This is a genomic window from Paenibacillus sp. P13VS, assembly GCF_015143645.1.
Classification (GTDB): domain Bacteria; phylum Bacillota; class Bacilli; order Paenibacillales; family Paenibacillaceae; genus Paenibacillus; species Paenibacillus xylanilyticus_A.
This window is the reverse complement of the sequence record NZ_WYEV01000004.1, coordinates 779,999-793,783: the sequence shown is the minus strand read 5'-3', so window position 1 is coordinate 793,783 and position 13,785 is coordinate 779,999. Positions and strand designations below refer to the sequence as shown.

The following is a 13,785-nucleotide window of genomic DNA, read 5'->3' as shown; positions in this document are numbered from 1 at the left end:
TCATATAAGAATACAGCGTGCATTCACGCAAAGTAGAGACAGACTATGCCGCATCCAGGGATATGGCATAGTCTGCCTTTGTTCAGCTACATGCTGAATGGACGTCTTGCCCGGCGCTGCTCGCGGCGGGAACGCCTTTTTTGGGCGCGAGCTGTGTTTCTGCCTTTACGCCGCCAAATTCCGTAGGCTGCAAGCGTGAGGATACCGGCTGCCGACAGGATGATGCGGATGAGCCATTCCATCCACGGTTCCATCAGTGGATCGGTGGGGTTTACCACCTTGGTTACCTGATCAGGAGACGGAATGGCGCGCTTCGTCCCATCCTTCTCCTGTACATTCATGGCTGTCGATTGGTCCATCATAACGGTATAGGTCAGGTTCCATTTTCCGTTCACCAGTGCACGTATGGTGAGACTTTCAGGTTGAACGGCAGTCTGGAGTGTGAGCAAGCCATCCGGTGTAATGGATGCCCCTTGCACAGGACTATCCAGTTGAAAGGATGCTTTTGAAATTCCTTTGCTGGAAGAAGAGTGAACTTCATATTGTGCAATCGATTCACCAGCCTCTGGCTTCATCATTCGTTCTTCTCCCGTGATCTGCAGCGTGGTTAGCTCATTCTCTGCAGCGGCTTGCTTCCGGGATACCGGCTTGATGTTTCCGACCCGTACGTTTAGCTTGGCATTCTCGGTGGTGGTCGTCGTAATGCCCCAGCCGGTGATTTTGCCCAGCTTGACCTGACCTGCCGTCTTAGCCTTGTCCTGAACCATCAGACTGGAGAAAGGGATGCGGATCTGTCCGACAAAGCCTGGCTCCAGTTCAATCAGACCTGCGGTAGGGTGAACCAACGTGGCTTCCTTGGTTGCCTTCGGAACGACGATGACATTTCGGTTATCTGCTATGGTAAGCGAGCTCTGATCAGCCCGGGTGATAACGACATTGAATGGTAATGTCATCTCGGATTCGTTGCGAATGGAGAAGGTCAGCGCACCGTAGCTTGACCAGTCTCTGTTCCGCAGTTCATAGATGTAAGCAGAATAATAGCCTTTTTTGAGTCCCTCGGTAGAGGTTTGAATCTGTATACTGCCGTTCTTATCCATATGGGTATCTACTTGGGTTCCGTTATTCCATTCACGAAGCGTACTTCCGCTCAGCTTAAGCTGTTCTGCTTGAACAGCCTGGACTGGAAGCAGGCTCCATAATGCAGCGAAACTGGCGGCAAGTATAAGCTGTTTCCACTTCTTGATCATGTGTACCTTGCCTCCGCTCTATAAATAAGCCATCTCGTTGAGTTCATCCTTCGAGACATTTTTGTTTTTGGATATGACAATTGGCCGACCTGTTTGCCGCTGCTCCCTGTTCCACTGCGTAAACAAAGCCTCGAGAGTTTGCATCTGATGATTACGGGCAATGTCCTGGATGTTGCTCACCCGGTACAGGTTACCTCGTTTGTTCCGCAGGGATTGTACCCATACACACTTCAGTGTCAGGTCGTCGCTAATGGGCAGATTGATCTCATAGCTCAATTCTTGGCGAGATGTCTCCAGCAGAACATATTCATAGTTGAAATCAAGCAGGGTAACAGCTCCATGCATTGGCGTGTCCACTGTACGGTTGACTGCAATACGTGCCAGCTTCCGGTTGGACATAAACTCACTCTGCCCCCGGCGCACAAAGTTCAGGCGAATGTCCTCGAACGTACTGATATCCTTGTCCAGCTTCTGAGGAAGCGTGGGCTCGCGGTCATAGATAATGTGCAGCAGCTGCCGCTGCTGCTCTTCTGTAATTTCCTTGACGATAAAAGCATATTTCCAGCGATCGCCGATGGATGCAACGTGAGCGACCTTGCCTGTAAATTCACTTGCATATCGATCGTTAACCAGCTTGATGCCAACCTCCATATCACTCGGAATATATTTGGGCATTTCGAGCATCACGGATATTCCGCCTTCCGAGAGATCATGAGTCATACAGGAGATCGTCTCGCCTTCGGTCGTAATCGTGCAGTCCACAGAAGCGAGTGAGCGCTCATGGTTTCGGAACACTTTACGTCCGGCCAGGAAGAAGATGGACATCATGATGTTATAGAAGTTGATCAGCAGCCAGTACAGCACGACCAGAAAACCGATGGTGCCCTGACTAAACGTCCAGTGAATGCAGTTCACGATACCGATGATGGATAGGACAGCCAGAATCAGATGGGGAATCATTTGTTTGATCTGATAGTTACGATCATCATTTTGCGCACCGTCCTTGCGGGTAACGACGAATCTGTTCATCGTAATGCCAAGCGTCTCCAGAATGACAGCAGGCAGCAGGGACGGGAACAGGATGGTTTCATAGACATTGGTCCATTTGGTTGTTCGAATATTGCCCGACAGCATGCGCAGACAGGTATTGGTCAGGAGATACATCGGCAGCCAAAATATTAAAATTTCAAGTATGGTGCATTTCACAACAAGAATGCCGAAGACGGCAAACAGGATCGGCGACATGATATACAGCAATCTCTTCAGCCCGGAATACCAATAGGTTATGGAAGAGATATAATTTAATTTTTGGGCAAAACTCAAACCTTTCTTGAACAGCAGATTCATCTTCTTACCTGTCTGGATACAACCGCGTGCCCAGCGCTGACGCTGCTTGATTAAGCTCTTCAAGTCCCCTGGGGCAAGCCCGGATGCCAGTACCTTATTGGTTGCGAAGCAGCGATACCCTTTGCTCTGCATTTCGATGCCTGTTGCAAAATCCTCCGTAATGGAACCGGTATAGAATCCACCAACGTCTTCCAATGCCTGTCTGGAGAGCACCGTATTGGTTCCACCGTAGATCACGGAATTGGATTTGTTGCGTCCGACCTGAACGTCACGGTAGAAATAATCCTGCTCATTCGGAATCCGGTTCTCGGAGTACAGATTGTACTGGAATTGATCGGGATTGTAGAAGCTTTGCGGTGTCTGCACGAAACCGATCTTTTCTCCTGTCAGAAAATACGGCACACAGGACGTCAGAAAATCATGCTTCGGAATCATGTCGGCATCAAAGGTGACGATCAGGGGGGAAGAAGTATGTTTCATGGCGTTGTTGAGATTACCGGCCTTGGCATGTTTGTGCTCAGTCCGGGTCAGGTAGTTAATGCCCAGATGGGCGGCAAGCTTCCGCATCTCGGGACGATTGGAATCGTCACACAGATGGATATGTACTTTGGAACGGTCCGGATAATCCATATTGAGACAGCCGTTAATCGTTTTGAAGAGCAGGGAAGTGGGTTCATTGTAGGTCGCAATAAAGACATCCACATCCGGATATAACGCCTCGTCTACTACGGGAAGCTCAGGATATTCAAGCCGGGTCATATTGTAAAAGTGGACGGCCAGTTCGAACATGCCGATGAGTTCAACAATAAGGAGGGCAAGACCAGCGGTCACGGCGAGAGGGCCATGGCCGAAAGGAATGGTGAAGAACGTACGCCAAATGACGTAAATACAAGACATGATCACCGTAGCTGTGACCAGAATCTTGTTGCGTGTACTTAAATAATTCAATGGAATACCTCTCTCTGATGATTCTGAAATGGAGCTGCACTGAAAAGGACGAGCTTATTGTACTAAAGCATTCTGAACAAATTCTGAAAAAAACACTAGGACCCTCGCTGTGTAATGTTAAAAAAACGCGATTTATCCCCTTGAATATGTCGTATGGTGATAATTATTGTAGTTATTTGTCGAATAATGCGCAATATGTTTGTTGTATTCTGATCCTAAAATAGCTTGAGAACGAAGTGACAGAAGAGATGATGAGGAAGAAATAGGAAGGTTTGGAGCAACAAAAAAAAGCGAGCAGGGGCGCTCGCCTTTTTTACATCTGTCTGCAGGGAAAACTGCAGGTGGCATCACATTACATTAATCAGAAATATTGCGGGTGTAATACTCAATAATATCCTTGCGCCGGATAATGCCAAGAAAGACGCGGTCCACGTCCACGACAGGCACGAAATTCTGGTCCGCTGCCAGCGTCAGCATATCCTCCATTTCAGCTTTGATGAAGACGCATTCATTATATACCCGGTTGCTGATCTCATTCACCTGAACCTGATCCATGTTATCAAACGTCAGTCCGGGGGTGCTCCGCATTTTCCATAACAAATCGCCTTCGGACAGGGTCGCAACATATTTTCCGTCCTGATCAATCACGGGAATGGCGGTATAATGCTGTGCTTCAAGCTGTTCGAGTGCTTCCTTCATGGAAGCGGAGGACTTGATATAAGCCACTTCGTCTTTGGGGAGTAAAAAATAGCTGATTTCCATCATCGGGCTCCTTTGCCTGTAGTTTCACTCTCCTTATTTAAACATATTATGTGAGCATTCGGCTATTTTTAATGATAAATTCGTCAGATTTGTTCCATTGTTTCAGGGGCTCTGGAAATCTATAGTATATAGTAGAGGTGATCTGACTATGAAAAAATCAAAACGAAAAATCATATATGGCTTACTCCCCCTTCTGTTTGCTGGCGGAATTGGAGCGTATTTATACATGCAAAGCAGCAAGGCAGAGGAAGCGAAACCGGAGGCAACCGTAGACCAATACATACAGCATCTGCAGAAGCAGGAATTTGATCAGCTATATTCATTAATGACGCCAGCGTCGCTGGATGAGTCCGGGATGAACCGGGAACAGTTTGTAGAGAAGTACAGTGCCATCTATTCGGGAATGGAGGTCTCAGCCGTGAAGGCGGAAGTGAAGCCCAAGGTAACGGACACGGCGGAAAGTGGCAGTACATCAGAGAATCAGGACAAAGGGGAACCGAACACGGGCAAACCGGAGCAGAACCCGGATGCCTATGAAGTGGATTATCAATTGCAGCTAACAACCTTCCTTGGGGAAGTAAACGAAACACAGACACTCAAGCTTGTTCGGCAGGAAACCGAGGACGGCACGAAAGTGTGGCGGATTAACTGGCAGCCTTCCATGATCCTGAGCGACATGATTCAAGGAAGCAAAGTCAGGGTGAGGACACTCCTGCCGGAACGCGGTGATATCGTGGACCGGGACGGTTTGCCTCTCGCTACCAAGGGAACGGTGAACGAGTGGGGCATCGTGCCGGAGAAGCTGGGTGACAACCCGGATGCCATGATTGCCCGAATTGCGAAGCATTATAAGGTGTCAGAAGATGTGATCAACAACGCCCTGTCCCAAAAGTGGGTGAAGCCGGAGTATTTTGTCCCCATCGGTTCAACTGAGGATTACAATATTCCTGAACAATTAAGTGGGGTGAAGCTGCAGTCCAAGGAAATCCGCTATTATCCGCTTGGTGCATCGGCTGCGCATCTGATTGGTTATGTGCGCAAGGTGACTCAGGAAGATCTGGAGAAGGATACGGAAGGATACTACCGTGCCGAGGATTGGATCGGAAGAGCCGGACTGGAGCAGTCAATGGAGAAGCAGCTCCGCGGCGAGCGTGGGGGCGTAATCGAAATCACGGACGAAGCCGGCAAGGTCCTCTCGGAGCTTATTCGCAAGGACGCGGTAAACGGGCAAAAAGTGCAGTTGACCATCAGCGCGGAGACGCAGTCGGAGCTGTATAAGGCGTTATCGAGTGACGGAGATGCAGGAGCGGCCGTGCTTATGAATCCGGCCGATGGGCATCTGCTTGCCCTGGCCAGTGCACCTGCCTACAACCCGAACAAAATGGTCACAGGACTCACTCAGGCGGAGTGGGACGCGTATTCAGCAGATGAACGGCTTCCTTTTATCAATCGATTCACCAATCGGTATGCACCAGGTTCAACCTTCAAAGCGATTACGGCAGCAGCGGGACTAATGGAAAAGGTCACAACGGCGGATAAAACCCATGAGATCTCCGGTCTGCAATGGCGCAAGGATGAGAGCTGGGGCGGATATTATGTCAAGCGGGTGAAGAGTTTAACTCCGGTAAATATGGTTGATGCACTGGTCTATTCGGATAATATTTACTTTGCTCAAGAAGCGCTGGAGATGGGCAGCAAACGGTTTATAGAAGGAATCCAGAAGTTTGGTTTTGGAGATAACTTCGGCCTGGATGAACTGTATTTGAAGCCGAGTCAATACGCGAATGAAGCGAATCTGGATTTGGCCTCCGAGGTATTGCTTGCCGACACGTCCTATGGACAGGGCGAAATGCTGATGTCGCCAATCCATCTGGCATCGTCCTTCACTCCTTTTATTAATGAAGGAAAAATGGTGAAGCCTGTTCTGATCGAAGGGAAAGAAACCTCTGAACCCGAGGTGATTATTACTCCTGAGGCTGCGAACACGGTCAAGGATGCTTTGGTTCAGGTGGTGTCTCGTTCGGGAGGAACGGCTCACGCACTGAACTCGCTTCCAGGGGAGCTGGCAGCCAAGACCGGAACAGCCGAGCTGAAGGCGAAAAAGGGCGAAAATGGCCTGGAGAACGGATTCGTTGTTGTGTTTGACACGCAATCGCCCAGCTTCCTGATCTCGGCGGTTATTGAAGGCGTGAATGGCCGGGGCGGCAGCCACTATGTGGTGGATAAGCTCAAGCCTTTCCTGGAAAAGCTGGATTCGACTCTGTAAAACCTTGTCGTTGACAGGCACTATCCGAAATGTTATTTTGTGGTAGAATCTACTCTATTGGATTGAGGTGGTCGATGGTGGCTGTTCGCGCCAAGCAGATTTTTGTCAATTTACCTGTCAAGGATTTGAAGAAATCGGTTGATTTTTTTACCAACGTAGGATTTGAGTTTGATGCGAATTTTACAGATGAATCTGCTACCTGCATGATCATTGGGGACAACATTTATGCCATGCTGCTGGTGGAGGAACGGTTCCAATCCTTTATTTCAAAAGACATCTCGAATGCGGCGAGTACGGCAGAAGTCATTGTAGCCTTATCGGTGGATAGCCGCGAAGAGGTGGATACCATCGTGCAAGCTGCTCTGGATGCTGGCGGCAAGCCCTATAATGATCCTCAGGATCATGGATTCATGTACGGATGGAGCTTTCAGGATCCGGATGATCACCTCTGGGAAGTTACCTATATGGACCTTAGCGCATTTCCAACACAAGAGTAGAGTAGAACATACCTGGATAGATCACGCCTTCCTACGATATAGTAGGGAGGTTTTTTGTCTATTTCTATAAAACTACACATTCACACATCCAGATCGATATGGACATGAATAGGATAACGCAGGTTTGAAAAACGATTGACAGGGAGATGGCCATGACTCGTTCAAACGTGAAAAGTTATCGTTACCGTGTGGGGAAAAGGCAGTATATTGTCATTCAGATCCACCAAACCGCCAAAGGGTATGCCGAGACAGGCAATGTGCTCGCAAGTAACGCTGTAAATATACAGATCAAGAAGCAGAAGGGCCGGCGTTCATCAAGCAAAAGATAAACGGGTCACTCGGGGAGTATTAATGAGTAGATCCGGAGCAGCGTAACATTAGGGGATATATCATCATAGGGGGATGGTACGATGAGCACACGAAAGAGACAGAAGCATGCGAAACAGGTTAACCGGGTAGAGGTGGACAAAAGCCGTTTGAAATTCCAGGCTCGTCAGTCGGCCAAAGCTTCTGTTGGACAGGGCGGAAATGCATTTGCCATCAATGCGAATGAACTGGGCAACATTCGGGTACGTGCAGGACAACAGGGGTGAATTGCAAAGGGGTACCGTGGAGGAGGTATCCCTTTTTTTATGTCCACCTGCAAGGCACCATTTACATCAGAATAACATATGGTGTATTTTACCTTTTTGCTATATGATAAGTGTCGATTCATGTAAAAACAGCAAACATACATACGTTCTTTTTGATGGAGGGATCAGGGTGTATTGTCACGTATGTGGGACCAAAAGCAGTCCGGGGGATAGCACATGCAGAAAGTGTAGAACAAAGTTATTAGATCCAAGCTCTACAGAGGAACAGATTTGGGCGGAAACCGCAGTGGGTCTGGAGACCGGAACGGGAAACACCGATCATTCGTTATCGAGACAACAGCAGCCTGCACCCCAGCAGAGCCACAAAGGTCCGGGGCGAGCATTCAGCTGGATCATCCCATTGCTGTTGGCAGCGTTAATGGGAGCCCTGCTGACGTATTATTACAACCAGGAAAGTCGTGTGAATGCAGAGGTACAATCGCTGCACCAACAAGCGGAAAAAGCTGCGCTGGATGGGAAATATGCAGAAGCTCTGCAGCTGCTGGACACGGCTATCGCCAAACGTCCGAACTACGAAGCGCTGATGCAGGATCGCCAGATTACGGCGAAAGCATACAATCTGATGAATCAGTTAGATAAAGCAGCGGTAAGTTTGAAGACAGGTAAGCTGTCTGCAGGGGATAAAACCATACAGGCGGTAACCAAAGAACTGAAAGAGCGGGAGGAACCCGTTTTTGGCAAGGTACGAGCCGCATTGAACAACAGAAAGGTCACACTTTCCGTATTGAAAGTGAAGAAGGAAATCGATGGATTGACCACTGTAGAGGCTCTTGCGGAGAAGCTGGATACGGTGTCGAAGCTGAAAGGCAATGAAGCCCAGGCCGTGCAGAAACAAATTATCGACAAGCTGGCAGGGATTAGTTATAAGCAGGCTGAACAGCAAGTGAAGAAAAAGGATTTCACGGCTGCCCTGCAGACCGTGGATCAAGGACTGTCGTACGCACCGGAGGATGACAAACTTACCGCATACCGGGAGCGGGTGCTGAGTGAGAAAAAGGCGTTTGAGAAAGCGGAAGCGGAACGGATCCAGTTGGCTGAGCAGCAGGCGGCCGAAGAGGATTTGAAAAATCGGACGGCGGCCGTTAGCGTCGTAAACGTGGATGCGGCACTAGATAACTATGGAGACCTGTACATTAGCGGTTCAATCATAAACAATGCGACGAGACCGATCTCGTCCGTTACGATTATGGTTGATATCTATGGAACAGATGGCACCTATCTGGGTCAGACCTATGTTGATGTGTATCCAAGCTGGCTGGAAGTGGGCGAAGAAGGTTTCTTCGAAACCTACTATTATGGTGTGTACGAGGAAGCGCAGGTCTCTGTTGTGAATGCAACGTGGTATCTGGAATAGGAGGACAGGTTGGAATGGCCAAACGAACATGGAGTACGATCATATCCTGTGCCATCATTATTGGTGCCGGAGCAGGAGGCGTGTTCTGGATACATCAGCATTCGGAGAAGCAGCTGCAGGGTGGCCCCAGACTGGCTGTCGTCGCAGCGCAGGAAGCAGAAACGACAACAGCGAAGACAGCTTCCGATTCCAATGTGAAGAAGACACGCAAACAGATCATTGAAGATAGCCAGAAGAAGGTAGTCACGATTGAGAGCGGCATCGGGCTGGGTTCGGGCTTTCTCTACAACGACAAAGGCGATGTGATAACCAACGCGCATGTGGTGGAAGGCTCCAAAGAGGTAACGGTCCGCACACTTAACCATGAGGAATTTCAAGGAACAGTGATTGGAATTGGGGAAGAGACGGATGTGGCTGTTGTCCGAGTGCCTGGTTTACAGAAGCTGACACCGCTAACCATTGCCAAATCCAAAGCCGAGACCGGAGACGAGGTACTGGCACTGGGGAGTCCGCTGGGGCTCGAAAATACGGTGACCACAGGCATTATTAGCGGTGTGGGCCGGAGCTTCGAAATTCCGCCTTACATTTATAGTAACCTGTATCAGATCTCGGCTCCCATAACCCATGGCAACAGCGGGGGACCGTTAATCCACGCAGAGACAGGTGAAGTACTCGGCATTAATTCGGCTGTTGTGGAGCAGGAGGGCGGCATTGGTTTCAGCATTCCGATCACCAGTGTACTGAAACAGGTGCAGGCCTGGTCCGAGAAGCCCAACACGACAACGGTGGTACAGACGAATGGTGGAGGTAACAAGGCAGCATCAGGAACCTCTGCCGAAGCAGAGGGATTGGTGACCAGCTTCTATCTGAGTCTGAACGAGAGTGATTACGTTACCGCTTATGCATTGCTGGGCAGTGAATGGCAGAGCGGTACGAGTTATGCCAAGTTTCGCGAAGGATACCTGAATACAAGCTATGTAACGATTAGCGGAATTTCTTCCTCCAATAATGGGAATGATGAGATGGAGGTTACGGCTACCATTACGGCGGATGAACGCAGAGACAGCGAATATGTGACCTCGAAGTACAAGGTTACGTATCAGCTCGGTTACGAGAATGGTCAGTTGAAAATATTGCACGGTCAAGGAAAAAAGATTAAATAATTTAATTCAAGGAGAATCGGCACCCGGGCCATTCTCCTTTTGTATTGCTAAACTTCCAGTGATCTGTTAAAATACAGAACGAATGTTCAGTATGTAAGAGAGAGAGTGATGGGATGAACAAAAAGCAACTTCAAACCGAGCAGACCAAGAAAAAACTTGCGGATGCCTCAAGAGCTCTTTTTGTACAAAAAGGCTATAAAGCGACGTCCATTGAAGATATTGTGGCTGCGACTGGCAGCAGCAAAGGAAATATTTATTACCATTTTAAAAGCAAGGAAGGCCTCTTTCTCTATCTGATTGATGAGTGGGATCGGGAGTGGGAAGAGAACTGGGCTTCCAAGGAACATCTCTACAAGACATCTACGGAGAAAATCCATGGACTGATGGAGCAGCTTGTTCTGGATGACATGAATCACCCGCTGACGAAGGCAGCCGATGAGTTTTTCACGGGGGAAAAGAAAGAGAATGATATTGAGGAGCGCATTGCCTTGATGTTCGAGCGGCATATCCAGTTCAACAGACAACTGGTTCAGCAGGGCATTGAGAACGGTGAGTTTAAGGAAGACAATGTCGATCATCTGGCGTTGATTCTGGAAAGTGCCATTATTGGACTTAGCCAATTGTCTCGCGGGATGAAGTCAGAAGAGGCCGTGGCTTTATATCGCCAAGCAGCAAATGTATTCTTATATGGAATCTCCATAACCAAGGCTTAAGATGGATTGAACACACCCACGGGCACCCATGAAGCAATACGTTTGCTCATCTATATAAACAGCAACATTTTGACAATTTACGGAGGATACAATCATGGCATTACTAACAAGAAACAGGGGCGCGCTCCTGCTGTTGATGTTTAATATTTTTCTCGTATTTACAGGTATTGGCTTGGTCGTACCAATCATGCCTGCGTACATGGATCTGCTGCATATCACTGGGTTCACAGTTGGTTTGCTGGTCGCGGCATTTTCCTTTACCCAGTTTCTATTTTCTCCAGTAGCGGGCAGGTGGTCCGATTCATTCGGTCGCAAAAAGATCATTGTCGGCGGTATGCTGATTTTTGCCGTATCGGAATTCATGTTTGGTGCGGTCAATGCCCCCGTGCTGCTCTTCGCAGCCCGGATGCTCGGCGGGGTCGGTGCAGCAATGATTTTCCCTTCCATTATGGCCTACACCGCAGATATTACAACGGAAGAAGAGCGCGGTAAGGGTATGGGATTGATTAATGCAGCCATTACGACCGGATTCATCATTGGGCCGGGAATCGGTGGATATATCGCGGATTTCGGTATTCGGATTCCATTTTATGCGGCAGGGGTTGCCGGATTGCTGGCAGCCATTATTACCCTGATTATCCTGCCGGAGTCAACAAGAAGCACTGGAGAAGCAAGTAAACCCGCTACTGGTGCAGCAAAAGCCAAAACGCCGGGAATGGTATCCCAGCTGCTGAATTCCTACCGGGAACCTTACTTCTTCAGTCTGATTATCGTATTTGTCATGGCGTTTGGCCTGGCTAACTATGAGACCGTATTCTCTCTGTTTGTGGATCACAAATTTGGTTTCACAACTAAGGATATTGCATTCATCATTACATTTGGCTCGATCGCGGGTGCAGTCGTGCAGGTATCCTTGATCGGATGGCTGCTGAACAAGTTTGGGGAGAAGAAAGTGATTTCGGTATGTCTGTTCTTCGTGGCGGTGTTTGTACTGCTAACCCTGTTTGTGCACACGTACTGGCTCATCCTGGTGGTCACCTTTATTGTATTCCTGGGTATGGATATTTTGCGTCCTGCCATCAGCACGCAGATGTCCAAACTGGCAGAGGAACAGCAAGGTTTCGTGGCTGGATTGAACTCCGCCTACACAAGCTTGGGCAATATCGCAGGTCCGATTGTGGCTGGCGCCTTGTTCGATGTAAATATCAACTATCCGTATGTTTCAGCTGCTGCTGTTCTGGCCATCTGCTTCCTGTTATCCCTCCGGGTTCTCAGAGGGGTTAGACCGGCAGGGCAAGCGAAGACGGAAATGTAGTCACAATTCATAACAATACGATGTAAAGCTTAAAAAACCAGTCGGTTACACATGATACATTGTGTAATCGACTGGTTTTATTTTTTGGATTTGTATGATTAACGGACTTCACCGTTGGTCTCAATTAGCTTTTGATACCAATAGAAGCTCTGTTTACGGATACGTTTTAACTCCTTAATATCAAATTCCTCGCGGTCCACATAGATAAACCCATATCGTTTGCTGGACCCCTGATGTGTACTCACCAGATCGATCGCAGACCAAGGACAGAAACCAAATACATCCACACCATCCGTGATGGCCAGTTGAATCTGTTCAATATGTTTATTGAAAAATTCAATGCGGTAAGGGTCGTTGACCACGTCGTCTTCTTCCAGCTTGTCAAAAGCACCCAGACCATTCTCTGTAACGATCAATGGCAGGTTATAACGGGAATAAATCTGGCGAAGAGTGGAGCGGAAGCCCACCGGATCAATCTCCCATCCAAACTCGGTCTTCTCCAGATTTGGATTCACAGATCCTCGGTATGCACCAGGTTCACCCACAATTTCATGCTGATCTCCTGTGTGGGAGAAATCATTACCATCATTCAGACTTTCGCCGACGGTCTGCGAAGTATAGTAATTAAAAGCAATAAAATCAGGGTTCCCCTGAGCCAGAATATCCATGTCCCCGTCCTCAATGACCGGAGTATACCCTTTCTCTTCAAGATAACTCCAGGCAATGTGATTGTAGCGACCGTAAACGGCCATATCGAGATAGAGCCAGTTGCGGATTGCTGCATAGTTATCGGCCGCGAGGGTATCTTCCGGTCTGGAGCTCGCCGGATAGATCACGCCAATATTGGGAGCCGGACCGATCTTCGCACCTGGAAGCATCTCATGGCATAGGACCATTGCTTTGGCTTGCGCGACGAGCATGTGATGATTTTGCTGATACAGTGTTTTTTGCGGATCAGTCATCGTGGTATCCAGTGTGCCCAAAGAGCCAGGATGGAGGATGAGCATATTTTGTTCATTAATGGTCAGCCAATATTTGACCCGGTCCCCGTAGTTCTCGTACAGGGTTCTGGCGTATTGCTCAAAGGCATCGATTGTGGCCCGATTGGACCAGCCGCCTTGCTCTTCCAGTGCATAAGGAAGATCAAAGTGATACATGGTCACAATTGGTTCAATACCGTATTTGATCAGTTCATTAATTAATGAGTCATAGAAGGCAAGTCCTTTGGGATTAACTTCACCTGCGCCTTGCGGATAGATCCGCGTCCAGGCGATGGAGAAGCGATAGGCTTTGAAGCCCATCTCCGCAAGCAGGGCCACATCCTCCTTATACATATGATAGTGATTGCTGGTCACCTTGAAGTCGGTTACACCTTCCACATGGTTTCCCATGTCAATAACGGAAGGACCTTTGCCATCTTCATTCCAGGCTCCTTCGATTTGATAGGCTGACGTTGAACCTCCCCAGAAGAAGTCTTTGGGAAATGGTTTAAGTTGAGTATGTTTCATTGTTCGTTCCTC

At 48.5% G+C, this 13,785-nt stretch carries 12 protein-coding genes; 8 read left to right on the top strand and 4 right to left on the bottom strand.

The window, feature by feature from the left end:
- Window positions 1-86: 86 nt before the first annotated feature.
- The 3 genes from GUA98_RS13300 to GUA98_RS13290 form a co-directional block, all read right to left on the bottom strand.
- Entirely contained in the window at window positions 87-1,247 is a 1,161-nt protein-coding gene (locus GUA98_RS13300; protein ID WP_193723311.1) for a hypothetical protein, read from the bottom strand.
- 18 nt (window positions 1,248-1,265) lie between these two features.
- Window positions 1,266-3,542, bottom strand: coding sequence for a glycosyltransferase (locus GUA98_RS13295; protein WP_193723310.1), 2,277 nt, complete (start codon window positions 3,540-3,542; stop codon window positions 1,266-1,268).
- 357 nt (window positions 3,543-3,899) lie between these two features.
- The gene (locus GUA98_RS13290; protein WP_153980552.1) at window positions 3,900-4,304 is read right to left on the bottom strand and encodes a CBS domain-containing protein; all 405 of its coding nucleotides are present in this window, start codon (window positions 4,302-4,304) and stop codon (window positions 3,900-3,902) included.
- A 148-nt stretch (window positions 4,305-4,452) separates the two neighbouring features.
- Here GUA98_RS13290 and GUA98_RS13285 point away from each other — a divergent pair, with 148 nt between their 5' ends.
- The 8 genes from GUA98_RS13285 (at window position 4,453) to GUA98_RS13250 (ending at window position 12,265) form a co-directional block, all read left to right on the top strand.
- Complete coding sequence (locus tag GUA98_RS13285) at window positions 4,453-6,570, top strand: penicillin-binding transpeptidase domain-containing protein (RefSeq protein WP_193723309.1); 2,118 nt, start codon at window positions 4,453-4,455, stop codon at window positions 6,568-6,570.
- Window positions 6,571-6,647: 77 nt separating this feature from the next.
- Window positions 6,648-7,067 carry a VOC family protein gene (locus GUA98_RS13280; RefSeq protein WP_193723438.1) on the top strand — a complete coding sequence of 140 codons (420 nt, stop codon included), beginning with the start codon at window positions 6,648-6,650 and terminating at the stop codon, window positions 7,065-7,067.
- Window positions 7,068-7,219: 152 nt separating this feature from the next.
- Window positions 7,220-7,396, top strand: a complete 177-nt coding sequence (locus tag GUA98_RS13275; protein ID WP_164764254.1) for a hypothetical protein — start codon at window positions 7,220-7,222, stop codon at window positions 7,394-7,396.
- Window positions 7,397-7,477: 81 nt separating this feature from the next.
- A complete protein-coding gene (locus GUA98_RS13270) occupies window positions 7,478-7,660 on the top strand; it encodes a hypothetical protein (RefSeq protein ID WP_095361005.1) in 183 nt (60 codons plus the stop codon).
- Between the two features lie 286 nt (window positions 7,661-7,946).
- Window positions 7,947-9,074, top strand: coding sequence for an FxLYD domain-containing protein (locus tag GUA98_RS13265; RefSeq protein ID WP_193723308.1), 1,128 nt, complete (start codon window positions 7,947-7,949; stop codon window positions 9,072-9,074).
- A gap of 14 nt (window positions 9,075-9,088) precedes the next feature.
- On the top strand, window positions 9,089-10,237 hold the full coding sequence (locus GUA98_RS13260; protein WP_193723307.1) for a trypsin-like peptidase domain-containing protein: 1,149 nt from the start codon (window positions 9,089-9,091) through the stop codon (window positions 10,235-10,237).
- A gap of 113 nt (window positions 10,238-10,350) precedes the next feature.
- Window positions 10,351-10,950, top strand: coding sequence for a TetR/AcrR family transcriptional regulator (locus GUA98_RS13255; RefSeq protein ID WP_153976990.1), 600 nt, complete (start codon window positions 10,351-10,353; stop codon window positions 10,948-10,950).
- A 94-nt stretch (window positions 10,951-11,044) separates the two neighbouring features.
- Entirely contained in the window at window positions 11,045-12,265 is a 1,221-nt protein-coding gene (locus GUA98_RS13250) for an MFS transporter (protein WP_154892943.1), read from the top strand.
- A gap of 98 nt (window positions 12,266-12,363) precedes the next feature.
- Here the strand turns inward: GUA98_RS13250 and GUA98_RS13245 are convergent, their stop codons facing one another.
- Window positions 12,364-13,773: a glycoside hydrolase family 1 protein gene (locus GUA98_RS13245; protein WP_153976992.1), complete on the bottom strand. Its 1,410-nt coding sequence runs from the start codon at window positions 13,771-13,773 to the stop codon at window positions 12,364-12,366.
- Between the last annotated feature and the right edge of the window lie 12 nt (window positions 13,774-13,785).